The organism is Agromyces badenianii (assembly GCF_003070885.1).
GTDB classification, from domain to species: Bacteria; Actinomycetota; Actinomycetes; order Actinomycetales; family Microbacteriaceae; genus Agromyces; species Agromyces badenianii.
Window position 1 is genome coordinate 1,216,740 of the sequence record NZ_CP028913.1, and the last position, 25,911, is coordinate 1,242,650.

Sequence of the window (25,911 nt, forward strand, 5' to 3'; positions counted from 1 at the left end):
GAGAGACTTGGGCTCTATGGAACACGCACCGAGGGTGATGCTCGCGATCGCGGCGGCGATCGCGCTCACGGCCGGGTCGGGCGGCTGCGGGATGTCGCTGTTCTTCCCTGTCGTGGACGAGTCCACGCCGGTACCGGAAGACGTCGACTCCGCGCTCGAGCCGTTCTACTCGCAGGTGCTGCGCTGGGATCCCTGCGGCGAGTTCCTCTGCTCCACGGCACGGGCGCCGCTCGACTGGGACCAGCCGTCCGCCGGCGACATCGAGCTCGCCCTCATCCGCCAGCCTGCCGAGGAGGAGAAGGCCGGGTCGCTGCTGCTCAATCCGGGCGGACCCGGAGTATCGGGGTACGACTTCGTCGCGTCATCCATCGACGTCGCCGTCACCGAGGCCGTGCAGGACCGGTACGACATCGTCGGCTTCGACCCGCGCGGCGTCGGGCGGTCCACCGCAGTGTCGTGCCTCGAGCCCGAGGAGCTCGACGACGTGCTGTACGGCGTCACGCCGGGTGCGCGGGGAAGCAACGATTGGCTGACCCGCCAGAACGAGCTCACGCACTCGCTGGGGCAGGCGTGCCTGACCGACACCGGACCGTTGCTGGCCGAAGTCGACACCGTGAGCGCCGCCCATGACCTCGACCTGTTGCGCGCCGTGCTCGGCGAGGAGCAGCTCGACTACCTGGGATACTCCTACGGCGCGTACCTGGGCACGATCTACGCGGGGATGCACGCCGACAAGGTGGGTCGACTCGTGCTCGACGGGGCGATCGACCCGAGCCTCGGCGACGCGCAGATCGCCCTCGCCCAGGCACAGGGCCTCGAGACGGCCCTCCGCGCGTACCTCGCCGCCTGCATGCCCGCGGCGACCTGCCCGTTCCAGGGCACGGTCGACGACGGGATGGCGACGGTGCGCAGCATCCTCGATGCCGTCTCGAAACAACCCATCCCGTCGACCGACGGGCGATCGGTCGGCGCGGACACCCTGCTCGTCGCCATCGCGGCCCCGCTGTACACCCCGGAGGCGTGGCCGGCGCTCGACACGCTGTTCACCGCGGTCCTCGCCGGGCAACCCGAGTTCGCACTCACCCTGGTCGACGGCTACTACGGCCGCACGCCAGACGGGGCGTACACGGGCAACCTGTTCGAGGCGTACCGTGCGGTCAGGTGCCTCGACTACCCGGCGCAGAACAGCGTGTCCGTGATGAAGGAGCAGGGCAAGGCGCTGACGGTCGCGGCGCCGTACCTCGGCCCCTACCTCGCCTATGGCGACCTCTCGTGCCTGTCGTGGCCGTTCCACTCGGCGAACGTGCCCGCTCCCGTCACCGCCACCGGCGCCGCGCCCATCCTCGTGCTCGGCACGACCAACGACCCCGCGACCCCATACCAGTGGGCCGTCGCCGTCGCCTCGCAGCTCGAGAGCGGCATCCTCGTCACCCGCCAGGGCGACGGGCACACCGCGTTCAACAAGGGCAACGCGTGTGTGGATGCGACGGTGGAGCAGTACCTGATCGACGGCGTCGTGCCGCCGGCCGACGTGCTGTGCTGAACCGCGTCCGCGTCCGCGTCGTCGTCGACGTCGTTGACCCCGTGCCGCTGCCGGAGCAGAATCGAGGAGGCGCGTCCGGACGCGCGGGAATCAGGTGTCCCATGGTGTTCTCGCACGACCGGCACCCCGATGGCGACCCGGGCTACGACGCGCCCCTCGACGTCGCCGCGCGGCAGGCCAGGGCCTGGCTGTCGGGCATCCGGGAGCGCCCCATCCCGCCGCGGATCGGATCCGACGAGGTCAAGGACCGCCTGGGGCGCTCCCTGCCGGAGTCGGGTGAGCCCGCCGCCGATGTGATCGAGCGGCTCGCCGAGGGGGTCGAGCCCGGACTGATCGCCACCGGCTCGCCGCGCTTCTACGGCTGGGTGATCGGCGGTACGCAGCCGGTCGCGCTCGCGGCCGATTGGCTCGTCTCGGCGTGGGACCAGAACACCGGGCTGCGCACGATCACGCCCGGAGCGGTCGCGGTCGAGGAGCTCGCGGGCGAGTGGCTGGTCGACCTGCTGGGGCTGCCCGCCGACAGCGAGGTCGGATTCACGACCGGCGCCACGACGGCGCAGTTCAGCTGCATGGCGGCCGCGCGCGACGAGGTGCTCCGGCGGGCCGGGTGGGACGTGGAGACCGCGGGCCTGGCCGGAGGGCCGGCCATCCGTTTCATCGTCGGCGCGGAACGCCACGGCACCGTCGATCTCGCCGGCCGCTACCTCGGACTCGGCTCGCCCACGGTGGTCGCCTCCGATGAGCAGGGATGCATCCGTGTCGACGCGTTGCGGCAGGAGCTCGCGAGCGGATCGGGCCCGGCGATCGTGCTGCTGCAGGCCGGCAACATCCACTCGGGCGCGTTCGATGATTTCGCGGCGGCCGTCGCCGTGGCGCACGAGGCCGGCGCGTGGGTGCACGTCGACGGTGCCTTCGGCCTCTGGGCGGCCGCGTCGCCCAGCCTTCGCCACCTCGTCACGGGCATGGCCGGAGCCGACTCGTGGTCGACCGACGCGCACAAGACGCTCAGCGTGCCGTACGACTGCGGCATCGCCATCGTTCGAGACGGGCGTGCCATGCACCGGGCGCTCAGCGTGCAGGCGAGCTACCTCCAGGCGACCAGGTTCGGCGCCGAACCGCACGAGAAGGTTCCCGAGCTCTCGCGTCGCGCCAGAGGCATCCCCACCTGGGCGGTGCTGCGCTCGCTCGGGCGCACGGGGGTCGCGCGTCTCGTCGACGGACTGGCGGATGCCGCGCGCGGCATCGCCGACGGCGTGGGCCGGCTGCCCGGCGTGGAGGTGCTGAACGACGTCGTCTTCACCCAGGTCTGCATCGCGCTCGACGACGATCGCGCGACGGCGGCGCTCAGCGAACGCCTCTGGAGCGACGGCGAGGTGCTCGCCATGACCTCGCGCTGGCGCGATCGGGCGGTGGTGCGCTTCTCGGTGAGCAATTGGGGCACGGATGCCTCGCAGGTCTCCCGCACGGTGGCGGCCGTCGCGCGGGCGCTCGACGAGGTGCGTTCGACCGGCTGACCCGGGTAGAGGGCGCGAGAAGGCCGCCACGTCGGTGGCATCCGCTTGAATGGAGACATGGCGCAGCCGCTCGACGCGTTCTCGCCCGCGACGCGGGCGTGGTTCACCGAGTCCTTCGCCGCGCCCACGACCGTGCAGCAGGGGGCTTGGGAGGCCATCTCGCGGGGCGATCATTCTCTCGTGGTGGCCCCTACCGGCTCGGGCAAGACCCTCGCGGCGTTCCTGTGGGCGATCGACCGCCTGCATCACGAGGGCGCCGATGCGAAGACCACGGGCACACGCGTCGTCTACCTCTCACCGCTCAAGGCGCTCGGCGTCGACGTCGAGCGCAACCTCCGCGCGCCGCTCGTCGGCATCGCCCGCACCGCGGCGGCGCACGGGCTCGAGGTGCCCGAGGTGTCGGTCGGCGTTCGCTCGGGCGACACACTGCCGTCCGAGCGTCGCTCCTTGGTCACCCGACCGCCCGAGATCCTCATCACGACGCCCGAGTCGCTCTTCCTGATGCTCACGTCGGCGGCGCGCGAGACGCTGCGGGGCGTGCAGACGGTCATCGTCGACGAGATCCACGCCCTCGCCGGCACCAAGCGCGGCTCGCATCTCGCACTCTCGCTCGAACGGCTCGACGAGCTCACAGCCCGGCCCGTGCAGCGCATCGGGCTCTCAGCCACGGTGCGACCCCATGCAGAGGTCGCCCGGTTCCTCGGCGGCACGCGGCCCGTCACCATCGTCGCTCCCGCCTCGGGCAAGCGCTTCGACCTGCGCGTCACCGTGCCGGTCGACGACCTCTCCGACCTCGCCGGCGAGACGAGCTCGGGCAGCGTCTGGCCGCATGTCGAAGAGGCGATCCTCGACGAGGTGCTCGCGCACCGCTCCACGATCGTGTTCGCGAACTCGCGCCGTCTCGCCGAACGATTGACCGCTCGGCTCAACGAACTGTGGGCCGAGCGGGAGGCGGTCGCGGCCGAGGTGCTCGCCGAGGCGGGTGCATTCGGTGCGGCGGATGCCGCGTCATCCGCCGCGCTCGATGCGGGTCTGCCCGTGCCTGCCCGCGGCGGCGCGATCGCGCGGCATTCGCCCGCTGAGGCCGTCGGCGCCTCGGGCATCACCGGCGGTGCCCCGCCGGTGATCGCGCGGTCGCATCACGGCTCGGTGAGCAAAGAGGAGCGCGCCCTCGTCGAGGCCGACCTCAAGTCGGGGCGGCTGCGCTGCGTCGTGGCGACGTCGAGCCTCGAGCTCGGCATCGACATGGGCGCGGTCGACCTCGTGATGCAGGTCGAGTCGCCGCCGTCGGTGGCGAGCGGACTTCAGCGGCTCGGTCGTGCCGGCCATCAGGTCGGCGAAGTGTCGAAGGGCCTCATCTTCCCGAAGCACCGCGCCGACGTGCTGCATTCGGCGGTCGTGGCCGAGCGGATGATCGGCGGGGCGATCGAAGAGCTGCGCATCCCCGCCAATCCGCTCGACGTGCTCGCCCAGCAGACCATCGCCGCGACGGCGCTCGACGAGTGGGACGTCGAGGCGTGGTTCGAGCTCGTGCGCCGGGCAGCGCCCTATGCCGCGCTGCCGCGCTCGGCGTTCGATGCCACGCTCGACCTGCTCGCGGGCCGGTATCCGTCCGACCGCTTCGGCGAACTGCGCGCCCGCATCGTGTGGGACCGCGATGCCGGCACCATCGTGGGTCGCCGCGGCGCCCAGCGCCTCGCGGTCACGAGCGGCGGCACCATCCCCGATCGTGGCCTGTTCGGGGTGTTCATGGTCGGTGAGGCCGGCCCGGGTCGCCGGGTCGGTGAACTCGACGAAGAGATGGTCTACGAGTCGCGGGTCGGCGACGTGTTCGCGCTCGGCGCGACGAGCTGGCGCATTCAAGAGATCACGCATGATCGGGTGCTCGTGGCGCCCGCGTTCGGCGAGCCGGGGCGCCTCCCGTTCTGGAAGGGCGACGGCATCGGCCGGCCCGCCGAGCTCGGGGCGGCGATCGGCGAGTTCATCGCCGAACTCGCCGGAGCACCCACCTCCGACGCCCTCGTTCGCAGCCGTGCCGCAGGCCTCGACGAGCGTGCGGCGACCAATCTCGTGAAGTTCATCGACGACCAGCGGGCGGCGACCCGGGTGGTTCCCGATGCCACGAACCTCGTCGTCGAGCGGTTCCGCGACGAGCTCGGCGACTGGCGCATCGTGCTCCACTCGCCCTACGGCATGCGCGTGCACGCACCGTGGGCGCTCGCCATCGGTGCGCGGGTCCGCGAGCAGAGCGGTGTCGACGCGGGCGCTGTGGCGAGCGACGACGGCGTGGTCCTGCGCATGCCCGACACCGGCGACGACCCGCCCGGAGCCGAGCTCTTCGCCTTCGAACCCGCCGAGCTCGCCGAGCTCGTCACGGCGAACGTCGGCGGCTCGGCGCTGTTCGCCGCGCGGTTCCGCGAGTGTGCGGCACGAGCCCTCATCCTGCCCCGCACGCATCCTGGCAAGCGGTCTCCGCTCTGGCAGCAGCGGCAGCGCGCCTCGCAGCTGCTCGAGGTCGCCCGCGACTTCCCCGACTTCCCGATCGTGCTCGAGGCCGTGCGCGAATGCCTGCAAGACGTGTACGACCTGCCCGCGCTCACGCGGCTGGCCGAACGCATCGAGCGCCGCGAGCTGCGCTTCGTCGAGGTCACGACCGAGTCGCCGAGTCCGTTCGCCTCGAGCCTGCTCTTCGGGTACGTCGGCGCCTTCATGTACGAGGGCGATGCCCCGCTCGCCGAGCGGCGGGCGGCCGCGCTCTCGCTCGACCCGGCGCTGCTGGCCGAACTGCTCGGCACCGTCGAGCTGCGGGAGCTTCTCGACCCCGAGGTCGTCGACGAGGTCGAGCGCATGCTCCAGCGCCTCCATCCAGACCGGGTCGCGCGCGGCGAAGAGGGCGTCGCCGACCTGCTCAGCGACCTCGGGCCGCTCACGGAGGCCGAAGTGGCTGCACGAGTCGACGACGAGACCGATGCGGCGGTCGCGCTGGCCTCGCTCGTCGAGACGCGCCGCGCTGCGCAAGTGCGCTTCGCCGGCGAGTCGTGGTTCGTCGCGGTCGAAGACGTCAGCAGGCTGCGTGACGCGCTCGGGGTGCCGATCCCGCCGGGTCTGCCCGAGGTGTTCGGCGAGCCGGTCCGCGATCCGCTCGGCGACCTCGTCGCTCGCTTCGCGCGCACCCATGGGCCGTTCACGGCGCACGCAGTGGCGGCGCGGTTCGGCATCGGTCAGGTCGTGGCATCCGCCGCCCTCGCGAGGCTCGGCGGCGAACGCCGGGTGGTCGAGGGGGAGTTCCTGCCGCACGGTTCCGGCATGGAGTGGTGCGACAGCGGTGTTCTGCGGCGCATCCGTCGGCGGTCGCTCGCGGTACTCCGCAACGAGGTCGAGCCGGTCGAGTCGCGCGAGTTCGCGCGATTCCTGCCGGCGTGGCAGCACGTCGGCGGTCGACTCACCGGGGTCGACGGCGTCGCCGCGGTGATCGAGCAGCTCGAGGGCGCGCGCGTCCCGGCATCGGCGTGGGAGGCCTACGTGCTTCCCGCACGCGTGGCCGATTACCGCCCGGGCATGCTCGACGAGCTGACCGGGGCCGGTGAGGTGCTCTGGGCCGGGTCCGGGTCGCTCGCCGGCGACGACGGGTGGATCAGCCTGCACCTGACCGAGGTCGCGGAGCTCACCCTGCCCCCGCCGGCGACCGCCCCGCTCGACCCGCTCGAGTCCGAGCTCATCGCAGTGCTCGGCGGGGGCGGAGGGTTCTTCTTCCGCCAGCTCGCCGAGGCCGTCGGGTCCGAAGACGACCGCGCGCTCGCCGACGCCCTGTGGCGCCTGGTCTGGGCCGGGCTCGTGACGAACGACACCTTCGCGCCGGTGCGCGGCATGCTCACCGGCGGCGGAGCGCACAAGACGACGGCGCCGACACCGCGGGCCCGGCTCCGCGCGGGGTCGCTGTCCCGGCGCTCGCTCGCCGCGACCGTGCAGGCCGGGCGCACCGCGGCGGCACGCGCCAACCCGCCGCGTGCCGCGGGGCGCTGGTCGGTGCTGCCGCTCGCGAGCGCCGCAGCGACCCCGCGTGCGCACGCGCTCGGCGAGGCGTTGCTCGAGCGATACGGCGTCGTCACCCGGGGTTCCGTGGTCGCCGAGGGCCACCTCGGCGGCTTCGCGCTCGCGTACCGCACACTCTCGGGGTTCGAGGACTCCGGGCGGGTGCGGCGCGGCTACTTCATCGAAGGGCAGGGCGGTGCGCAGTTCGCGACGGGTGCCGCGGTCGATCGGCTTCGCGCCGCACCCAAGGGCGAGGCCGTCGCCCTCGCAGCGACCGATCCCGCCAATCCGTTCGGCGCCGCACTCGACTGGCCCGACTCCATCGGCGACGGCACGCACCGTCCGGCGCGCAAGGCCGGGGCGTTCGTCGCGATCGTCGACGGCGAGGCGGTGCTCTACCTCGAACGCGGCGGACGCACCACGCTGGTGTTCACCGACGACGCCGAGGTCTTGGCGGCGGCGACGACGGCGCTCGCCGCGGCGCTGTCGCGTGGGCGGTCCGAGCGCCTGCGCGTCGAGACGGTGAACGGGGCGCCGGTGTTCGGGTCGCCGCTCGACCGGCCCCTGCGCAGCGCCGGGTTCCGCGAGACACCACGGGGGCTCCGCTTCGATGCCCGAGGGTGACACCGTCTTCCGCGCGGCGAGAGCGCTCGATGCCGTGCTCGCCGGGCGAACCGTGACCCGCTCCGACTTCCGCGTGCCCGCCTTCGCGACGGTCGACCTCGCCGGCGAACCGGTGCACTCGGTGGCCAGTCGCGGCAAGCACCTGCTCATGCGCATCGGTGGCCAGGTCGTGCACTCGCATCTCAAGATGGAGGGGGAGTGGCGCGTGTTCCGCCTCGGCGAGCCCTGGCGACGCCCCGCCTGGCAGGCGCGCGCGATCATCGAGGTGCCGGATGCCTCGGCCGTCGGCTTCGAGCTCGGCACCCTCGAGATCTTCCCGGCGGGCGAAGAGGCGCAGCGTCTCTCGTACCTCGGCCCCGATCTGCTCGGTGCGGAGTGGAGCGCGCTCGAGGCGGTACGCCGCCTCTCGAGCTCGCCCGAGATGCCGATCGCGGTCGCCCTCGGCGAGCAACGCCACCTCGCGGGCCTCGGAAACGTCTATGTCAACGAACTCTGCTTCCTCCGCGGCATCCTGCCGACGCGACCCGTCGCCGACGTCGATCTCGAGCCGCTCGTCGACCTCGCGAGCCGGGTCATGCGTGCGAACCGCGAGCGTGCGGTGCGCACGACGACGGGCGACACGCACCGCGGCCGTCAGCTCTGGGTGTACGGGCGCGCCAGCGAGGCCTGCCGTCGCTGCGGCACGCGCATCGAGCACGGCCGCCTCGGGCGCAACGCGCTCGAACTGCGCGAGAGCTGGTGGTGCCCGAAATGCCAGCGGTAGGGCGCGGGTCAGGTGACCGGGCCGGTCCACTTCTCGCCGGGGCCCTGTCCGATCGCGTCGGGAATGACCGACGCCTCGCGGAACGCGAGCTGCAGCGACCGCAGCCCGTCGCGCAGGCTGCGCGCGTGCATGTCGCTGATCTCGGGTGCGCCGGCGGTGATGAGCCCTGCGAGCGCGTTGATGAGCTTGCGCGCCTCGTCGAGGTCGATCTGTTCGTCGGGGTCTTCTGCGAGCCCGACCTTGACGGCCGCGGCGCTCATGAGGTGCACGGCGGCGGTCGTGATGATCTCGACCGCGGGCACCTCGGCGATGTCGCGGGTGGCGCCCTCGACGCTGGTCTCGTCTGAACTACTGTTCACGGACTTCCTCTGTTAGACTGCTTCGGGCTCCGGGGCTTCACCCCGGTACGAAAGTGGAGATTCTCCCACCCGCGCATACCGCTTCATCAAGGTTACCGGGTCGATTGCACTCCGCTCTCACGTCGCAAGACGGGGGAGTAGGCAGGGTGCCGCATGAGGTGCACGGTGGGATTCCGTGTGCGAATGCGTGGATTTCTCCTTTCGTCGTCGGGCGGCAACCGCCTCCCGGCCGAGCGAAACGCTTGAGTAGAGGAGAACACGCATCAGCGATCCCCGTACCAACGACCGTATCCGCGTCCCCGAGGTTCGTCTCGTGGGGCCAGCCGGAGAGCAGGTCGGCGTCGTGAAGATCGAGGTGGCCCTGCGGCTCGCGCAGGAGGCCGATCTCGATCTCGTCGAGGTCGCTCCGAACTCGAAGCCGCCGGTCGCGAAGATCATGGACTACGGCAAGTTCAAGTACGAGGCTGCGCAGAAGGCGAAAGAGGCCCGGCGCAACCAGGCGAACACCATCCTCAAAGAGGTGCGGTTCCGTCTCAAGATCGACAAGCACGATTACGAGACCAAGATGAAGCGCGCCATCGGCTTCCTCAAGACCGGCGACAAGGTCAAGGCGATGATCCTCTTCCGCGGTCGCGAGCAGTCGCGCCCCGAGATGGGCGTCCGCCTGTTGCAGCGCTTCGCGGAAGACGTGGCGGAGTTCGGCACGGTCGAGCACAACCCCACGATCGACGGCCGCAACATGGTCATGGTCATCGCGCCGCTGAAGAACAAGTCCGAGGCCAAGGCCGAGGCGAACGCACAGCGTGCTGCGTCGAAGTCCCGACCGGCGGCGGATGCCCCGGCCGAGGGTGACGCGCAGACGGCCGAGCCCGTAGAGGGCTGAGCCAAACACCCCCGTCCGTCACCAGCGTGACGGCAGAACCAAGGAGAAATACGAGATGCCGAAGCAGAAGACCCACTCCGGGTCCAAGAAGCGCTTCAAGATCACCGGCAGCGGCAAGATCAAGAAGCAGCAGGCCGGTATGCGCCACAACCTCGAGGTCAAGGCCTCGAAGCGCAAGGCCCGTCTGAACCAGGACAAGGTCGTGTCGGCCCCCGACGCCAAGGTCATCAAGAAGCTTCTCGGCCGCTGAGCCGCGAGACCCGTTAAGGAAGAAACAGAGTCATGGCAAGAGTGAAGCGGGCGGTCAACGCCCACAAGAAGCGCCGGGTCATCCTCGAGCGCGCCGAGGGTTACCGCGGCCAGCGTTCGCGTCTGTACCGCAAGGCGAAGGAGCAGGTCACCCACTCGCTCGTCTACGCGTACCGCGACCGCCGTCAGAAGAAGGGCGACTTCCGTCGCCTCTGGATCCAGCGCATCAACGCGGCGTCGCGTGCGAACGGCCTCACCTACAACCGTCTGATCCAGGGTCTCGGCCTGGCCGGCATCGAGGTCGACCGTCGCATCCTCGCCGACCTCGCGGTCAACGAGCCCGCGACGTTCGCCGCGCTCGTCGAGTCGGCCAAGAAGGCCCTCCCGGCCGACACCTCGGCCCCGAAGACCGCCGCGTAAGCAGCGTCCTTCCGCATTCGTTCGGCCCGGCACCCTCGTGGTGCCGGGCCGTTCCGCATCCCGGCAATAGACTGGAGCCATGCTCGAGAATCCCCGGTCGCCGCGCGTCCGCGCCGTCGCGAAGCTCGCCAAGAAGGCGGCTCGAGTCGAGAGCGGCCTGTTCCTGCTCGAGGGTCCGCAGGCGGTCGCCGAGGCGCTGACGTTCCGGCCGCAGCTCGTCATCGAGCTGTTCGCCACACCCAGTGCACTCGAGCGCTACGGCGAGATCGCCGACGCTGCCGCAGCGGCCGACGTCGAGGTCGAGTTCGTCACCGAAGAGGTGCTCGACTCGATGGCCGACACGGTGACGCCGCAGGGGTTCATCGCCGTCTGCCGGCAGTTCCCGACCGCAGTGAAAGACGTGTTCGCGGCGGGTCCGAAGCTCGTGGCCATCCTCGAAGAGGTGCGCGATCCGGGCAACGCCGGCACGATCGTGCGCGCGGCCGACGCCGCGGGCGCCGACGCGGTCATCTTCACCGGTCGCACCGTCGACCTGTACAACCCGAAGGTCGTGCGTTCCTCGACCGGCTCCATCTTCCACCTCCCGGTCGCCATCGGCGCCGAGCTCGAAGACGTGCTCGTGCGTGCCCGCGCGGCGGGGCTCACGGTGCTCGCCGCCGACGTGAAGGGCGACGATCTGCTCGCCGCGCGCAACGACGGCGTCCTCGCGGGGCCGACGGCGTGGCTGTTCGGCAACGAGGCCAGGGGCCTGCCCGCCGAGCAGCTCGAGCTCGCCGACCGTGTCGTGACGGTGCCCATCTACGGCCACGCAGAGTCGATGAATCTCGCCACCGCGGCATCCGTCTGCCTCTACGAGAGCGCCTTCGCGCAGCGCAGCGCGCATCACGGTTAGATAACCACCTGGCCGTGGCTTGATGCTGAGCCCCGGATCCCCCTAGTTTTGGGGGTATGGAGTCCACTCAGCCCGCCCCGCCGACCTCCAACATCTCGGTTCGTCGCGGCGAGCCACTCGTGGTCATCGATCACGTCGAGAAGCACTTCGGCGACCTGCATGTGCTGAACGACATCAACACGGTCGTGAACCGCGGTGAGGTCGTCGTCGTGATCGGGCCCAGCGGTTCGGGCAAGTCCACGCTCTGCCGGGCGATCAACCGGCTCGAGACCATCGACTCCGGCTCGATCGCGATCGACGGCCAGAAGCTGCCCGACGAGGGGGCCGGACTCGCGAAGCTCCGCGCCGACGTCGGCATGGTGTTCCAGTCGTTCAACCTCTTCGCCCACAAGACGGTGCTCGAGAACGTGACGCTCGCGCCGATCAAGGTCAAGCGGATGTCGCGCAAAGACGCCGAGGCGAAGGCGATGGAGCTCCTCGAGCGAGTGGGCGTGGCAAACCAGGCCAAGAAGCTCCCGGCCCAGCTCTCGGGCGGCCAGCAGCAGCGCGTGGCGATCGCCCGCTCCCTCGCGATGAACCCGAAGCTCATCCTCATGGACGAACCGACGAGCGCCCTCGATCCCGAGATGATCAACGAGGTGCTCGACGTCATGGTCGGCCTCGCCAAAGACGGCATGACCATGATCGTCGTCACGCACGAGATGGGCTTCGCCCGCAAGGCGGCCGACCGGGTGCTCTTCATGGCCGACGGCAAGATCGTCGAAGAGGCGACGCCCGCCGAGTTCTTCGACCACCCGAAGTCCGACCGGGCGAAGGACTTCCTCTCGAAGATCCTCGAACACTAGACCTGCGCTGCCACGAGCGGCGAGGAACCATCACACAGGAAGAGGCAGAGACATGAAACGCATGAGAATGGCACTCGTCGCGGCCGCCGCGGTGTCGGCGCTCGCCCTCGCCGGCTGCGCCGGCGGCGGCGACACGGCTGAGCCGTCGGCTGAGCCGGCGCCCACCTTCGAAGCCGGAACGACCATGGCGAAGCTCGCCGAGGCCGGCGAGATCACCATCGGCACGAAGTTCGACCAGCCCCTCTTCGGCCTCAAGGGCCCGTCGGGTGCCCCCGAGGGCTTCGATGTCGAGATCGCCAAGATCGTCGCATCCGAGCTCGGCATCGATGAAGAGAACATCACGTGGACCGAGACGGTCTCGGCCAACCGCGAACCCTTCATCGAGAACGGCCAGGTCGACATCGTCGTGGCGACGTACACGATCAACGACAAGCGCAAAGAGGTCGTCTCCTTCGCCGGGCCGTACTACCTGGCCGGTCAGTCGATCCTGACGCTCGCCGACAACGACGACATCAAGAGCGAAGAAGACCTCGTCGGGCAGCCCGTGTGCTCGGTCACCGGTTCCACGCCTGCCGCGAACCTGAAGGAGCTCGGCGCCGAGGTCATCGAGACCGACACGTACACCAACTGCCTCGAGCCGCTGCGCAGCGGCCAGGTGGTCGCGGTGTCGACCGACAACGTCATCCTCGCGGGCCTCGCCGCCCAGAACGAGGGCGAGTTCAAGATCGTCGGCAAGCCCTTCACCGAAGAGCCCTACGGCATCGGCCTCGCGCTCGAAGACACCGAATTCCGCAACTGGATCAACGACGTCCTCGAGGAGGCCTACGAAGACGGCCGCTACGAGGAGGCGTGGAACTCCACCGCCGGAACCGTGCTGCCCTTCGTCGAGCCGCCGGCAGTCGACCGCTACTGATCGGTGCGCGTCCCGGGCGGGCATCGCCCGGGACGCGTCCCACCCCTACTGACCGGAACGGAGACTCGTGGACGCCGTCATCGAGAACCTGCCGACCTACTTCGAGGGCTTCAGGATGACCCTGCTGCTGCTCGTCGTGAGCGGCGTCTCGGCGCTCATCCTCGGCACGATCATCGCGGCGATGCGCATTTCGCCGGTCGGGTCGCTGCGCGTGTTCGCGACCGTGTACACCGAGTTGGTGCGCAACACCCCGCTCACCCTCGTGCTCTTCTTCTGCGCGATCATCCTGCCGTACCTCGGCTCGCGTCTCGACTACGTCACGGCCGCGCTGATCGGTCTATCGGTCTACACCTCGCCCTTCGTGGCGGAGGCCCTCCGCTCCGGCATCAACGGCGTTCCGATCGGCCAGGCAGAGGCCGCTCGCAGCGTCGGGCTCGGCTTCGGCCAGACGGTCAGCCTCGTCGTGATGCCGCAGGCGTTCCGCATGACGATCCCGCCGCTCATCAACGTCTTCATCGCGCTCACGAAGAACACCTCGGTCGCCGGTGGATTCTTCGTCTTCGAGCTGTTCGCCGCGACACGTGAGCTGGCGAACGCGAACGGCAACGCCGTCATCGCCATCCTCCTCGGCGCGGCGACGCTCTACCTGGTGATCACGATCCCGCTCGGCGTGCTCGCGGCCCAACTCGAACGCAAATGGGTGGTGCAGCGATGAGCAACTCATCGGTCCTCTTCGATGCCCCTGGCCCCAAGGCGCGCCGCGTCTCGCTGACCTCCTCGATCATCGCGGGAGTGCTCATCATCGCGGGCCTCGCCTGGATGGCGTGGACCCTCGCCCAGCCCCGCGACAGCGGCGGCATCACGCTTCCCGGGTTCTTCGACCCCAGCCGGTGGGACATCTTCGCCGATCCCGAGGTCTGGCAGTTCATCATCACCGACGGAGTGCTCGGCACGTTGCGCGCGGCGCTCGTCGCCTCGGTCTTCGCGGTCGCGCTCGGCATCCTGTTCTCGCTCCTGCGCAGCTCCGAGATCGCATGGATCCGCATTCCGACCACGGTCGTGCTCGAGTTCCTGCGCGGCATGCCGGTGCTGCTCATGATGCTGTTCATCCTGCTGGTGCTGAACACCGGCGCGTACTGGGCAGTGGTCGCGGCGCTCAGCCTCTACAACGGCGCCCTCATCGGCGAGGCGCTCCGCGCCGGACTCGCCGCCCTCCCGCGCGGTCAGCGCGAGGCCGGCCTCAGCCTCGGCATGCGCCCCCTGCAGTCGAAGATGCTCGTCGAGTTCCCGCAGGCGTTCCGCCAGATGCTGCCGATCATCGTCGCCCAGCTCGTCGTGCTGCTGAAAGACACGTCGCTCGGCTACATCGTGGGCTACTCCGAGTTGCTGCGGGTCAACATGAACAACCTCGGCAGCTTCTACGGCAACCGCTACCTGTTCTCGCTCTTCGTCGTCACCCTCGTGCTGTACCTGATCATGAACCTCACGCTGTCATGGTTCGCGCGGTGGCTGTCGAAGCGCACCGCGTCGAAGTCGAGCGGCAAGCGGCTGGACCCTGAAGACCCGAACCAGGCGATGCTCGTTGCACAGGCCACTGCCGCTGCGAAGCAGTCGCATGCGCAGCCCGGCAGTTTCTGACCCGTCGGGCCGATCCACGGGCACCAAGCCCGCGACAGAGGGCGACTAGACTCGATTCTCGTGTCCGAGCCCCGTGAAATCACCGAGACCGCCGTCCAGGCGGCGGTCGACGCCGCCCTCGCGGCCATCGCCGCTGCGGGCGACTCCGCCGCGCTGAAGCAGGTCCGCACCGAGCACACCGGCGAGAAGTCGGCCCTCGCGCTGCTCAACGCCGAGCTCCGCAACGTGCCCAGCGAGCAGAAGGCCGCCCTCGGCAAGCTCGTCGGTGGTGCCCGCGGCCGGGTGAGCCAAGCGTTCGCCGCACGTGAGGCCGAGATCCTCGAGGCCGAGGCCGCCGCGCAACTCGAGGCCGAGACGGTGGATGTCACGGCGCTGGCGTCACGGTACCGGCCGGGTTCGCGGCATCCGCTCACCCTTCTTCAAGACCGGGTCTGCGACGTGTTCACCGGCATGGGCTGGGAGATCGCCGAAGGGCCCGAAGTCGAGAGCGAGTGGTTCAACTTCGACGCGCTGAACTTCGACGCCGACCACCCCGCGCGCGCGATGCAGGACACCTTCTTCGTCGACCCGCCTGAGGCGCACCTCGTGCTCCGCACGCACACGAGCCCGGTGCAGATCCGCTCGATGCTCGAGCGCGAGCTGCCGCTCTACGTGCTGGCTCCCGGCCGGGTCTACCGCACCGACGAGTTCGACGCGACGCACCTGCCCGTCTTCATGCAGTTCGAGGGCGTCGCGGTCGACAAGGGGCTGACGATGGCGCACCTCAAGGGCACCCTCGATCAATTCGTGAAGTCGATCTTCGGCGACGAGGCGAAGATCCGTCTGCGGCCGAGCTACTTCCCCTTCACCGAGCCCTCGGCCGAGCTCGACTTCTGGCACCCGACCTTCAAAGACGGGCCGCGCTGGATCGAGTGGGGCGGCTGCGGCATGATGCACCCCAACGTGCTGAAGGCGGCCGGCATCGACCCCGAGGTCTACACCGGGTTCGCGTTCGGCATGGGCATCGAGCGCGGGCTCATGCTCCGCAACGACGTGCAGGACATGCGCGAAATGGTCGAGGGAGACATTCGCTTCTCCCAGCAGTTCGGAATGGTGGTCTAGAACATGCGAGTGCCACTGAGTTGGCTCGCCGAGTACGTCGAACTCGTGCCGGGCACGACGCCCGAAGACGTGCACGCCGCCCTCGTCAAGGTCGGCCTCGAAGAGGAGGACGTGCACACGTTCGACCTCGAGGGCCCGATCGTCGTCGGCGAGGTGCTCGACTTCGTCGAGGAGGCGCAGTCCAACGGCAAGACCATCCGCTGGTGCCAGGTGCGCGTCGCCCCCGACGGCGAGACGGCGGCTGACGGCGGCCCCGCCGTGCACGGCGTCGTCTGCGGTGCCCGCAACTTCTTCGTCGGCGACAAGGTCGTCGTGACGCTGCCCGGTGCGGTGCTGCCCGGCCCGTTCCCGATCGCCGCGCGCAAGACCTACGGGCACGTCTCCGACGGCATGATCGCCTCGGCGCGCGAGCTCGGCCTCGGCGAGGACCACGACGGCATCCTGCGCCTCTCGACCCTCGGCATCGACGCGCCCGTCGGCACCGACGCGATCGCGCTGCTCGGCCTCGACGACGCCGCGATCGAGATCAACGTCACGCCCGACCGCGGCTACGCGTTCTCGATCCGCGGGGTCGCGCGCGAGTACGCGCACGCGACCGGGGCCCGGTTCCGCGACCCCGTCGAGCAGGCGGTGCCGGTGGATGTCTCGCCCGACGCCTTCTCGGTCGTCATCGACGATGTCGCGCCGATCCGCGGCAGGCTCGGCTCCTCGGTCTTCGCGACGCGCATCGTGCGCGGCGTCGACCCGACCCGCCCGACGCCGGCGTGGATGATCGCTCGGCTGAAGCTCGCCGGCATCCGCTCGATCTCGGTGCTCGTCGACATCACCAACTACGTCATGCTCGAGCTCGGCCAGCCGATCCACGGCTACGACCTCGACCAGCTGCGCGGCGGTCTCGTCGTGCGACGCGCGACGCCCGGAGAGAAGTTCACGACGCTCGACGGCAAGGAGCGCACGCTCCACGTCGAAGACCTCGTCGTCACCGACGACCGCGGCCCGATCGGCCTCGGCGGCGTCATGGGCGGCGCCGAGACCGAGATGAGCGAGGCGACGCGCAACGTGCTCGTCGAGGCGGCGAACTGGGACCCGGTGTCGATCGCCCGCACCGCGCGCCGGCATAAGCTGCCGAGCGAGGCCGCCAAGCGCTACGAGCGCGGCGTCGACCCCGAGATCGCGGCCGCGGCCGTCTCGCGCGTCGCGCAGCTCATGGTCGACCTCGCCGGCGGCACGGCCGACGACGGCGGCTCGCTGATCCAGACCACTCCGGATCGGCAGGCGATCCTCCTCCCGCACGGCTTCGTCTCGGCGATCATCGGAGTCGAGTACACCGAGGCCGAGGTGCATGACGCTCTCGCCGAGATCGGCGGCGCCATCACAGCGGTCGATGGCGGATTCTCGGTCGTGCCGCCCGCGTGGCGCCCCGACCTCACGGGCCGCGAAGAACTCGCGGAGGAGGTCGCCCGACTCATCGGCTACGACCGCATCCCCTCGGTACTGCCCGTCGCGCCCCCCGGTCGCGGCCTCACCCGGTCGCAGCGGCTTCGTCGTCGCACCGCCGACACGCTGGCCGCAGCCGGGTCGACCGAGGTGCTCTCCTTTCCGTTCGCCTCGGAATCCGAGAACGCCCTGTTCGGCAGCGCCGACGGAGCGCTAGTCGCCTCCGTGCGCATCGCGAACGCGCTCGACCAGACGGCGCCGTTCCTGCGTCGTTCCCTCGTGCCCGGACTCATCGGTGCCGCGCGTCGCAACCTCTCGCGCGGACTCACCGACCTCGATCTCTTCGAGATCGGCACGGTGTTCCTGCCCGAGCAGGGTCGCAGCTACGGCTCGGCCGAGCTTCCCGTCGGCAACGAGAAGCCCGGCGACGAGGTGCTCGCCGCGCTCGACGCCGGCATTCCGCCGCAGCCGCGTCATCTCGGTGCGCTCATCGTCGGCGATGTCGTGGCGAAGCAGCCGGGGCAGTTCGCCGTGCACGCCGGCATCGCCGACGCGCTCGACGTGGTGCGCCAGGTCGAGCTCGCGACGGGCGCCCGCATCGAGGCCGTGCAGGGCTCGCACCAGGCGATGCATCCCGGCCGCACCGCGGAGCTCCGAGTTTCGGGCACTGTCGTCGGATTCGCCGGCGAGCTGTTGCCGACGATCGCCGCCGACGCAGACCTGCCGCGCGTCGTGGCGCTCGTCGAGCTCGACCTCGATGCCGTCATCGCCCTGACCGAGCCCGCCGTCGAGGCGCACGCCATCGGCACGCTGCCCGCGGCGACGCAGGACCTCTCGCTCATCGTTCCCGTCGACGCGGCCGCCGCCGAGGTCGCGGCCGCGATCCGCGAGGGGGCCGGCGAGCTGCTCGAGCACCTCGCGGTCGTCGACGACTATCGCGGCCAGGGCGTGCCGGCCGGCGCGAAGAGCCTCACGTTCGCGCTGAGGTTCCGCGCCGCCGACCGCACGCTGACGGCCGCCGAGGCGAGCGAGGCGAAGCTCGCCGGTGCGGCGCTCGCGCACGAGCGCGTCGGGGCGACCATTCGCGAATGAGTGCCGCGCGTTTGCACTGTCCGGCGCGCGGCCGGTAAGGTCGCAGCATGTCCACCGCTCGGTTCGCAGCCCCCGCACGCGTCACGCGTGTCGTCGTGGTGCGCAGCCGACGTCGTGGCGAGCGCCGACTCTAGGCGACCCCGCATGCGGCCACGAAGCCGTCAGCAGGTGTCGCCGGAGCCATCCCTCGACCGCTTCGACCTTTAAGGTGGATTCATGACGTTCTCCGTCGCCGTCTCTGGCGCGTCCGGCTATGCCGGAGGCGAGATCCTTCGCCTCCTCGCCGACCATCCTCATTTCGACGTGCGCACCGTGACCGCGCACTCCAATGCGGGGCAGCCGCTCATCGCGGTGCAGCCGCACCTGCGCAGCTACACCCACCTCACATTGAAGGACACGACCGCCGAGAACCTCGCCGGTCACGACATCGTGTTCCTCGCCCTCCCGCACGGGGCATCCGGTGCGATCGCCGCCGAGCTCTCCGCCGAGACGCTCGTCATCGACTGCGGTGCCGACCACCGGCTCGAGAGCAAGGCCGACTGGGCGTCGTTCTACGGCGGCGAGTTCCACGAGGGGTGGACCTACGGCGTGCCCGAGCTGCCTCGCCTGTCGGGCACGCAGCGCGACCGGCTCGCGAAGACGAAGCGCATCGCCGCACCGGGCTGCAACGCATCGACGGTGGCGCTGTCGCTCGCGCCGGGCATCCGCGCCGGCGTCATCGAGGCGGCCGACCTCGTCGCCGTGCTCGCGGTCGGGCCCTCGGGTGCCGGCAAGAGCCTCAAGGCGCACCTGCTCGGGTCCGAGATCCTCGGCTCGGCGAACCCCTACTCGGTCGGCGGGGTGCACCGTCACATCCCCGAGATCCAGCAGGCGTTGCGCTGGGCCGGCGGGGCGCACCCCACGATCTCGTTCACTCCCGTCATCGTGCCGATGGCCAGGGGCATCCTCGCGACGTCCACGGCGAGAATCGTGCCGGGCACGGATGCCGCGTCGGTTCGATCGGCGTGGGAAGACGCTTACGCGGGCGAGAGCTTCGTGCAGCTGCTGCCCGAGGGCCAGTTTCCGCGCACGGCCGACGTGCTCGGTGCGAACACGGCCCTGCTCGGCCTCCAGATCGACGAGAACGCGGGCCGCGTGGTCGTCGTCGCCGCCGTCGACAACCTCGTGAAGGGCACCGCGGGTGCCGCCATCCAGTCCGCGAACATCGCGCTCGGCCTCACCGAGTCGACCGGCCTTCCCGTGAACGGAGTCGCCCCGTGACCGTCACCCATCCGCAGGGATTCGAGGCGGCCGGTGTCGCCGCCGGCATCAAGCGCACCGGGGCGCTCGACCTGGCGCTCGTCGTGAACCGCGGCCCGTCGCAGCAGGCGGCGGTCGTGTTCACCGCGAACCGCGCGCAGGCGAACCCGATCATCTGGTCCAAGCAGGTCGCCGCCGATGGCATCGTCTCGGCGATCGTGCTCAATTCGGGCGGCGCGAACTGCTTCACCGGCCCAGAGGGCTTCCAGGTCACCCACCGCACGGCGGAGGCCGTGGCCTCCGGGCTCGGGGTCGCGGCGGGTGACGTGCTCGTGTGCTCGACCGGGCTCATCGGCGACCAGCTCGACGGCGAGATCCTCGAAGAGGGCGTCGTGTCGGCGATCGCCCGGCTCTCCGCCGACGGCGGCGACGACGCGGCGCGGGCGATCATGACGACCGACACGACGCCGAAGCAGGTCGTCGTCGAGGGCGAGGGGTGGTCGATCGGCGGCATCGCCAAAGGGGCCGGCATGCTGGCACCCGGGCTCGCGACGATGCTGGTGGTCGTGACGACGGATGCAGCGCTCCCCGCGTCCGACCTCGACTCCGCGCTCCGCGCCGCGACTCGGGTGACCTTCGACCGGCTCGACTCCGACGGCTGCATGTCGACGAACGACCAGGTGTCGTTGCTCGCGTCCGGGGCATCCGGTGTCACGCCCGACGTCGCCGAGTTCACCGCTGCGCTCACCGAAGCCTGCCGCAGTCTCGCGCTGCAGCTCCAGGCCGACGCCGAGGGCGCGAGCCACGACATCGCGATCGAGGTCGTCGGGGCCGAGACCGAAGACGATGCCGTCGAGGTCGGCCGTTCGGTCGCCCGCAACAACCTCTTCAAGGCGGCGATCTTCGGCAACGACCCGAACTGGGGCCGGGTGCTCGCGGCGATCGGCACGACGAGCGCACCCTTCGACCCCTACCTCGTCGACGTCTCGATGAACGGCGTGCGCGTCTGCCACGCCGGGCGGCCCGACGCGCCCCGCGACCAGGTCGATCTCACGCCGCGAGCCACGCACGTGCTCATCGAGCTGCACGCCGGCGAGGCATCCGCCACCATCTTCACGAACGATCTCACGCACGAGTACGTGCACGAGAACAGCGCCTACGCGAGTTGAGCATGAGCGACGACACAGAATTCGATGATACGAACGACGCCCCCGCGAAAGCGCAGGTGCTGATCGATTCGCTGCCGTGGTTGAAGCGATTCCACGGCGAGACGATCGTCGTGAAGTTCGGCGGCAACGCCATGGTGAGCCCCGAACTGCAGCGGGCCTTCGCCGAAGACATGGTCTACCTGCGCTACGCGGGCATCAAGCCCGTCGTCGTGCACGGCGGCGGGCCGCAGATCTCGGCGATGCTCGAGCGGCTCGGCATCCCGAGCGAGTTCCGCGGCGGCTACCGCGTCACGACTCCAGAGACCATGGATGTCGTGCGCATGGTGCTCTCGGGGCAGGTGAATCGTGAGCTCGTCTCGCTGATCAACGAGCACGGCCCGCTCGCCTCTGGTCTCTCGGGCGAAGATGCCGGGCTCTTCACCGGTCGCCGGCGCGGTGCCGTCGTCGACGGTGAAGAGGTCGACCTCGGACTCGTCGGCGATGTCGTCGCGGTCGACCCGGCCGCGGTGCTCGCCGAACTCGATGCCGAGCGGATCCCCGTGGTCTCCTCGATCGCCCCCGACGGCGATGTGACCGGGCAGTCGCTCAACGTGAACGCCGACTCGGCGGCTGCCGCACTCGCGGTGGCGCTCGGCGCGGCGAAGCTCGTGATCCTCACCGATGTCGCCGGCCTCTACCGAGACTGGCCGAACCGCGATTCGCTCGTGTCGGTCATCGACGTCCCCGAGCTCGTCGAACTCCTGCCGAGCCTCGAATCGGGCATGATCCCGAAGATGACGGCGTGCCTCGAGGCCGTCGAGAGCGGGGTGGCGAAGGCCGCGATCATCGACGGGCGCATTCCGCACTCGATCCTGCTCGAGATCTTCACGCAGTCGGGCATCGGCACGGAGGTGGTGGCGGCATGAGTGACTGGCAGCAGCGCTTCGACGATCGCATCATGCGCTCGATCGGCAGGCCCCTCGCAAAGCTCGAGCACGGCACCGGCGCATGGGTGACGGATGCCGCGGGCACGACCTACCTCGATTTCCTCGCCGGCATCGCGGTGAACTCGCTCGGGCACGCGCACCCCGCCTTCGTGGAGGCCGTCACGGCCCAGGCCTCGAAGCTCGCGCACGTGTCGAACTACTTCACCACCGAGCCGACGCTCGAACTCGCCGAACGCATCGTGCGGCTGGCCGGCGCCGGGTCCGACGGGCGTGCCTGGTTCGGCAACTCGGGCGCCGAAGCCAATGAGGCGGCGTTCAAGCTGGCGCGGCTCAACAACTCGGGCGGCGCGCGTACGCGCATCCTCGCCCTGGTCGACGCCTTCCACGGGCGCACGATGGGTTCGCTCGCCCTGACCGGCAAGCCGCACATGCGCGCACCGTTCGAGCCGATGGCCGGGGGAGTGGAGCACATCCCGGCGACGATCGAGGCACTCGAGGCATCCATCGACGACGCCGTCGCCGCGTTGTTCGTCGAACCCATCCAGGGCGAGGCCGGTGTCGTCGAACTGCCTGCGGGGTTCCTCGAGGCGGCGCGCGCGACCACCGAGCGTCATGGCGCGCTGCTCATCGTCGACGAGATCCAGACGGGCGCCGGCCGCACCGGTGAGTGGTTCGGTTTCCAGCACGCCGGCATAATGCCCGACGCGATCACCGTCGCCAAGGGCATCGGCGGCGGCATGCCGATCGGCGGGCTCGTCACGTTCGGCCGTGCGTCCGACCTGTTCCAGAAGGGGCAGCACGGCTCGACCTTCGGCGGCAACCCGCTTGCGACCGCGGTCTCGAACGCGGTGCTCGGCGAGATCGAACGCGCCGGACTCGTCGCCAATGCCGCCGCGCGCGGCCCGCAGATCCGGGAGCGCATCGCGGCCATCGGGTCGCCGCTCGTCGGCGGTACGCGCGGCCGCGGCCTGCTCATCGGCGTCGCCCTCACCGAGCCGCTCGCCGGCGAGGTCGTGGCCCACTCGATGCGCGAAGGGTTGATCGTGAACGCCGCCAACGACCACACCATCCGCCTCGCGCCGCCGCTCATCATCGGCGATGCCGAGATCGACGAGTTTGCGGTGCGGTTCGCGCGTGCCCTCGCGGCTGCTCACGCCGACTGACCCACGCCTTTCACGAACTCACGACTTCACGACTTCACGACTTCACCAGGAAACGGACGACCGCCCATGACCCGCCACTTCCTCAGGGATGACGACCTCACCCAAGCAGAGCAGACCGAGATCCTCGACCTCGCCGAGCAGCTGAAGGCCGACCGTTGGTCGCAGACCCCGCTCGCGGGCCCGCAGACCGTCGCCGTGATCTTCGACAAGTCCTCGACCCGTACGCGGGTCTCCTTCGCGGTCGGCATCGCCGACCTCGGCGGGTCACCCCTCATCATCTCGACCGCGAACAGCCAGCTCGGTGGCAAGGAGACCCCCGCCGACACCGCACGCGTGCTCGAGCGCATGGTCTCGGCGATCGTCTGGCGCACCTATGCCCAGTCCGGACTCGAGGAGATGGCGGCCGGCACCACCGTTCCGGTCGTCAACGCCCTCTCCGACGACTTCCACCCCTGTCAGCTGCTCGCCGACCTGCTGACCATCCGCGAGCACAAGGGCCGCCTCGCGGGGCTCACGGTCACGTTCCTCGGCGACGGCCGCAGCAACATGGCCCAGTCCTACCTCCTCGCCGGTGCGACCGCCGGCATGCATGTGCGACTCGCGGCCCCCGCCGAGTTCGCGCCCGAGGCATCCGTCGTCGCCGATGCCGAGCGCATCGCCGCACGCACGGGTGGATCGATCGCAGTGCTCACCGACGCTCGCGAATCGGCCACCGGCGCCGACGTCGTCGTGACCGACACGTGGGTGTCGATGGGCAAAGAGGAGGAGAAGGCGCACCGCGTGGCGACCTTCGGCGGCTACCAGGTCGACCAGGAACTCATGTCGCTCGCGGCATCCGACGCGGTGTTCATGCACTGCCTGCCCGCCGACCGCGGCTACGAGGTGACCGCCGACGTCATCGACGGCCCGCAGTCGATCATCTGGGACGAAGCCGAGAACCGCTTGCACGCGCAGAAGGCGCTGCTCGTGTGGCTGCTCGCCAGGAAGGACGCCTGATGGCCGACGCGACCGACGCGCAGGGCGCGACCGACGCGCAGGGCTCGAGCGACGCGCACGGCTCGAGCGACGCGCACGGCACCAACGAGGGCTCGCTCTGGGGTGCGCGCTTCGCGACGGGGCCGTCGCCCGAACTGCAGCGACTCTCGAAGTCGACGCACTTCGACTGGCAACTCGCGGGCTACGACCTCGCCGGTTCCCGAGCGCACGCCCGTGCGCTCGCCGCCGCCGGCTACCTGGCACCCGACGAGCTCGACGCCATGCTCGCGGGGCTCGACTCGCTCGAGGCCCGTGTCATCTCCGGTGAGATCGTCGCCGGTGAGGCGGATGAAGACGTGCACGGCGCGCTCGAGTCCGCGCTGATCGGCATCGTTGGCTCCGAGCTCGGCGGCAAGCTCCGTGCGGGCCGCAGCCGCAACGACCAGATCGCCACCCTCGTGCGCCTCTACTTGAAAGACCACGCCGCGACGATCGGACGCGAGCTCGTGCACCTGATCGACGCTCTCGCCGCCCAGGCCGACGCTCACCGCACCGCGATCATGCCGGGGCGAACCCACCTGCAGCACGCGCAGCCGGTACTCCTCGCGCATCACCTGCTCGCTCACGCGTGGGCGCTGTCCCGTGACCTCGAGCGCCTCGTCGACTGGACGAAGCGGGCGGATGTCTCGCCCTACGGCGGGGGTGCGCTCGCCGGTTCGACGCTCGGCCTCGATGCGGCATCCGTCGCCCGCGACCTCGGCCTCGCCGGCCCCGCCGAGAACTCGATCGACGCCACGGCGAGCCGCGATGTCGTCGCCGAGTTCGCCTTCGTCGCGGCGATGATCGGCATCGATCTGTCGCGTTTCGCCGAGGAGATCATCCTCTGGAACACCCGCGAGTTCGGGTTCGTCACCCTCGACGACGGCTACTCGACGGGCTCGTCGATCATGCCGCAGAAGAAGAACCCCGACATCGCCGAGCTCGCGCGTGGCAAGTCGGGCCGCCTCATCGGCAACCTCACCGGCCTGCTCGCGACCCTCAAGGCACTGCCGCTGGCCTACAACCGCGACCTGCAAGAGGACAAGGAGCCGGTCTTCGACTCGGTCGAGACGCTCGAGGTGCTGCTGCCGGCCTTCACCGGCATGGTGGCGACGCTCACCTTCCACACCGATCGCATGGCCGAGCTTGCACCGGCCGGCTTCTCACTGGCCACGGATGTCGCCGAGTGGCTCGTGAAGCGTCGGGTGCCCTTCCGCGACGCACATGAGATCACCGGTGCGCTCGTGCGGTACGCCGAGGAGCGCTCCCTCGAGCTCGACGCCGTCGACGACGAGGCGCTTGCGGCGATCTCGCCGCACCTGACCCCCGACGTGCGCGAGGTGCTCACGGTCGAGGGCTCGGTCGCGAGTCGCGACGGCATCGGCGGCACCGCACCCGTGCGCGTCGCCGAGCAGTTCTCCCGCTTGGCCGATCGGGTGCGGCACCTCGTCGCCGGATTGCCCGAGGCACGCAGCTGATCGAACTCGTCGCCGCCGACCGGGAGTTCTTCGAACAGGACCCTGTGGCACTCGCGCCGCTTCTGCTGGGCGCGGTGCTCGCCTACGACGCGCCGGATGGCCGGGTGGCGATCCGACTCTCGGAGCTCGAGGCGTACCGCGGCGTCGGCGAAGACCCGGGTTCGCACGCGTTCAGGGGTCGCACGCCCCGAAACGAGGTCATGTTCGGCGCCCCTGCGCACCTGTACGCGTACTTCAGCTACGGCATGCACGTGTGCCTGAACATCGTGGCGCGCCCTGCGGGGAGTTCATCGGGTGTGCTCATGCGCGGCGCGACCGTGGTCGACGGCATCGAGGTCGCCAGGCTTCGTCGCCCGGGGGTGAACGATCGCGACCTCGCGCGAGGTCCGGGCCGTCTCGCGAAGGCACTCGGGGTGCCGCTCGACGCGGGCGGCAGCGACCTGCTCGCGGCGCCGTTCACGCTGCGCGTGCCGCGCGCGCCGTTGCATCACGCCAGCGGCCCGCGCACCGGTGTCGGCGGTGAGGGCGGCGGGTCACGGTACCCCTGGCGATTCTGGTTGCCGGGCGACGAAGGGGTCTCGCCCTACCGTCGGCACAAGCTCGCGGCGGAGTGAGGC

Annotated in this window: 22 protein-coding genes; 21 read left to right on the plus strand and 1 reads right to left on the minus strand. The window is 70.3% G+C overall.

Annotated features, from left to right (window positions below; genetic code table 11):
* Positions 1 to 16: 16 nt before the first annotated feature.
* The 4 genes from DCE93_RS05805 to DCE93_RS05820 all read left to right on the plus strand — a co-directional run bounded on the left by DCE93_RS05805 (position 17) and on the right by DCE93_RS05820 (position 8,476).
* Complete coding sequence (locus DCE93_RS05805; RefSeq protein WP_108595049.1) at positions 17 to 1,543, plus strand: alpha/beta hydrolase; 1,527 nt, start codon at positions 17 to 19, stop codon at positions 1,541 to 1,543.
* A gap of 101 nt (positions 1,544 to 1,644) precedes the next feature.
* On the plus strand, positions 1,645 to 3,057 hold the full coding sequence (locus tag DCE93_RS05810; protein WP_108595050.1) for a pyridoxal phosphate-dependent decarboxylase family protein: 1,413 nt from the start codon (positions 1,645 to 1,647) through the stop codon (positions 3,055 to 3,057).
* A 57-nt stretch (positions 3,058 to 3,114) separates the two neighbouring features.
* Positions 3,115 to 7,713 carry an ATP-dependent helicase gene (locus DCE93_RS05815; protein ID WP_108595051.1) on the plus strand — a complete coding sequence of 1,533 codons (4,599 nt, stop codon included), beginning with the start codon at positions 3,115 to 3,117 and terminating at the stop codon, positions 7,711 to 7,713.
* Entirely contained in the window at positions 7,700 to 8,476 is a 777-nt protein-coding gene (locus DCE93_RS05820) for a DNA-formamidopyrimidine glycosylase family protein (protein WP_108595052.1), read from the plus strand. Before DCE93_RS05815 ends, DCE93_RS05820 begins: the two co-directional genes overlap by 14 nt.
* Positions 8,477 to 8,484: 8 nt before the next feature.
* Here the strand turns inward: DCE93_RS05820 and DCE93_RS05825 are convergent, their stop codons facing one another.
* Positions 8,485 to 8,835 carry a DUF1844 domain-containing protein gene (locus DCE93_RS05825; RefSeq protein WP_108595053.1) on the minus strand — a complete coding sequence of 117 codons (351 nt, stop codon included), beginning with the start codon at positions 8,833 to 8,835 and terminating at the stop codon, positions 8,485 to 8,487.
* Between the two features lie 262 nt (positions 8,836 to 9,097).
* Here DCE93_RS05825 and infC point away from each other — a divergent pair, with 262 nt between their 5' ends.
* From infC to DCE93_RS05910, 17 genes are all read left to right on the plus strand, one after another.
* A complete protein-coding gene (gene infC / locus DCE93_RS05830; RefSeq protein WP_108595054.1) occupies positions 9,098 to 9,718 on the plus strand; it encodes a translation initiation factor IF-3 in 621 nt (206 codons plus the stop codon).
* Positions 9,719 to 9,773: 55 nt separating this feature from the next.
* Complete coding sequence (gene rpmI / locus DCE93_RS05835; protein ID WP_055858832.1) at positions 9,774 to 9,968, plus strand: 50S ribosomal protein L35; 195 nt, start codon at positions 9,774 to 9,776, stop codon at positions 9,966 to 9,968.
* Positions 9,969 to 10,000: 32 nt separating this feature from the next.
* Entirely contained in the window at positions 10,001 to 10,387 is a 387-nt protein-coding gene (gene rplT / locus DCE93_RS05840) for a 50S ribosomal protein L20 (protein ID WP_056657885.1), read from the plus strand.
* 79 nt (positions 10,388 to 10,466) lie between these two features.
* Positions 10,467 to 11,279 carry a TrmH family RNA methyltransferase gene (locus DCE93_RS05845; protein ID WP_108595055.1) on the plus strand — a complete coding sequence of 271 codons (813 nt, stop codon included), beginning with the start codon at positions 10,467 to 10,469 and terminating at the stop codon, positions 11,277 to 11,279.
* Between the two features lie 56 nt (positions 11,280 to 11,335).
* Positions 11,336 to 12,124: an amino acid ABC transporter ATP-binding protein gene (locus tag DCE93_RS05850; RefSeq protein ID WP_108595056.1), complete on the plus strand. Its 789-nt coding sequence runs from the start codon at positions 11,336 to 11,338 to the stop codon at positions 12,122 to 12,124.
* 52 nt (positions 12,125 to 12,176) lie between these two features.
* Positions 12,177 to 13,037, plus strand: a complete 861-nt coding sequence (locus tag DCE93_RS05855; protein WP_108595057.1) for a glutamate ABC transporter substrate-binding protein — start codon at positions 12,177 to 12,179, stop codon at positions 13,035 to 13,037.
* Positions 13,038 to 13,104: 67 nt separating this feature from the next.
* Entirely contained in the window at positions 13,105 to 13,752 is a 648-nt protein-coding gene (locus DCE93_RS05860) for an amino acid ABC transporter permease (protein WP_108595058.1), read from the plus strand.
* The gene (locus DCE93_RS05865) at positions 13,749 to 14,675 is read left to right on the plus strand and encodes an amino acid ABC transporter permease (RefSeq protein WP_108595059.1); all 927 of its coding nucleotides are present in this window, start codon (positions 13,749 to 13,751) and stop codon (positions 14,673 to 14,675) included. The genes DCE93_RS05860 and DCE93_RS05865 overlap by 4 nt, the downstream gene beginning before the upstream one ends.
* A 60-nt stretch (positions 14,676 to 14,735) precedes the next feature.
* Positions 14,736 to 15,776 (plus strand): phenylalanine--tRNA ligase subunit alpha, encoded by a 1,041-nt coding sequence (gene pheS, locus DCE93_RS05870; protein ID WP_108595060.1) that lies wholly within the window; start codon positions 14,736 to 14,738, stop codon positions 15,774 to 15,776.
* A 3-nt stretch (positions 15,777 to 15,779) separates the two neighbouring features.
* Positions 15,780 to 18,305 carry a phenylalanine--tRNA ligase subunit beta gene (gene pheT / locus DCE93_RS05875; protein WP_108595061.1) on the plus strand — a complete coding sequence of 842 codons (2,526 nt, stop codon included), beginning with the start codon at positions 15,780 to 15,782 and terminating at the stop codon, positions 18,303 to 18,305.
* A 216-nt stretch (positions 18,306 to 18,521) separates the two neighbouring features.
* Positions 18,522 to 19,565, plus strand: a complete 1,044-nt coding sequence (argC, locus tag DCE93_RS05880; protein ID WP_108595062.1) for an N-acetyl-gamma-glutamyl-phosphate reductase — start codon at positions 18,522 to 18,524, stop codon at positions 19,563 to 19,565.
* Complete coding sequence (argJ, locus tag DCE93_RS05885; RefSeq protein WP_108595063.1) at positions 19,562 to 20,713, plus strand: bifunctional glutamate N-acetyltransferase/amino-acid acetyltransferase ArgJ; 1,152 nt, start codon at positions 19,562 to 19,564, stop codon at positions 20,711 to 20,713. Before argC ends, argJ begins: the two co-directional genes overlap by 4 nt.
* 2 nt (positions 20,714 to 20,715) lie before the next feature.
* Complete coding sequence (gene argB, locus DCE93_RS05890; protein ID WP_108595064.1) at positions 20,716 to 21,618, plus strand: acetylglutamate kinase; 903 nt, start codon at positions 20,716 to 20,718, stop codon at positions 21,616 to 21,618.
* Complete coding sequence (locus DCE93_RS05895) at positions 21,615 to 22,802, plus strand: acetylornithine transaminase (protein ID WP_108595065.1); 1,188 nt, start codon at positions 21,615 to 21,617, stop codon at positions 22,800 to 22,802. The genes argB and DCE93_RS05895 overlap by 4 nt, the downstream gene beginning before the upstream one ends.
* A gap of 66 nt (positions 22,803 to 22,868) precedes the next feature.
* Positions 22,869 to 23,798 carry an ornithine carbamoyltransferase gene (argF, locus tag DCE93_RS05900; RefSeq protein WP_108595066.1) on the plus strand — a complete coding sequence of 310 codons (930 nt, stop codon included), beginning with the start codon at positions 22,869 to 22,871 and terminating at the stop codon, positions 23,796 to 23,798.
* Entirely contained in the window at positions 23,798 to 25,294 is a 1,497-nt protein-coding gene (gene argH, locus DCE93_RS05905; protein WP_108595067.1) for an argininosuccinate lyase, read from the plus strand. The genes argF and argH overlap by 1 nt, the downstream gene beginning before the upstream one ends.
* Positions 25,294 to 25,908, plus strand: coding sequence for a DNA-3-methyladenine glycosylase (locus DCE93_RS05910; protein WP_108595068.1), 615 nt, complete (start codon positions 25,294 to 25,296; stop codon positions 25,906 to 25,908). The genes argH and DCE93_RS05910 overlap by 1 nt, the downstream gene beginning before the upstream one ends.
* Positions 25,909 to 25,911 lie beyond the last annotated feature (3 nt).

Bases quoted from the DNA above. Each gene is read 5' to 3' on its own strand.
- DCE93_RS05805 (WP_108595049.1), top strand. From the start codon at position 17: ATGGAACACGCACCGAGGGTGATGCTCGCGATCGCGGCGGCGATCGCG.
- DCE93_RS05810 (WP_108595050.1), top strand. From the start codon at position 1,645: ATGGTGTTCTCGCACGACCGGCACCCCGATGGCGACCCGGGCTACGAC.
- DCE93_RS05815 (WP_108595051.1), top strand. From the start codon at position 3,115: ATGGCGCAGCCGCTCGACGCGTTCTCGCCCGCGACGCGGGCGTGGTTC.
- DCE93_RS05820 (WP_108595052.1), top strand. From the start codon at position 7,700: ATGCCCGAGGGTGACACCGTCTTCCGCGCGGCGAGAGCGCTCGATGCC.
- rpmI (WP_055858832.1), top strand. From the start codon at position 9,774: ATGCCGAAGCAGAAGACCCACTCCGGGTCCAAGAAGCGCTTCAAGATC.
- rplT (WP_056657885.1), top strand. From the start codon at position 10,001: ATGGCAAGAGTGAAGCGGGCGGTCAACGCCCACAAGAAGCGCCGGGTC.
- DCE93_RS05845 (WP_108595055.1), top strand. From the start codon at position 10,467: ATGCTCGAGAATCCCCGGTCGCCGCGCGTCCGCGCCGTCGCGAAGCTC.
- DCE93_RS05850 (WP_108595056.1), top strand. From the start codon at position 11,336: ATGGAGTCCACTCAGCCCGCCCCGCCGACCTCCAACATCTCGGTTCGT.
- DCE93_RS05855 (WP_108595057.1), top strand. From the start codon at position 12,177: ATGAAACGCATGAGAATGGCACTCGTCGCGGCCGCCGCGGTGTCGGCG.
- DCE93_RS05865 (WP_108595059.1), top strand. From the start codon at position 13,749: ATGAGCAACTCATCGGTCCTCTTCGATGCCCCTGGCCCCAAGGCGCGC.
- pheT (WP_108595061.1), top strand. From the start codon at position 15,780: ATGCGAGTGCCACTGAGTTGGCTCGCCGAGTACGTCGAACTCGTGCCG.
- argC (WP_108595062.1), top strand. From the start codon at position 18,522: ATGACGTTCTCCGTCGCCGTCTCTGGCGCGTCCGGCTATGCCGGAGGC.
- argB (WP_108595064.1), top strand. From the start codon at position 20,716: ATGAGCGACGACACAGAATTCGATGATACGAACGACGCCCCCGCGAAA.
- DCE93_RS05895 (WP_108595065.1), top strand. From the start codon at position 21,615: ATGAGTGACTGGCAGCAGCGCTTCGACGATCGCATCATGCGCTCGATC.
- argF (WP_108595066.1), top strand. From the start codon at position 22,869: ATGACCCGCCACTTCCTCAGGGATGACGACCTCACCCAAGCAGAGCAG.
- argH (WP_108595067.1), top strand. From the start codon at position 23,798: ATGGCCGACGCGACCGACGCGCAGGGCGCGACCGACGCGCAGGGCTCG.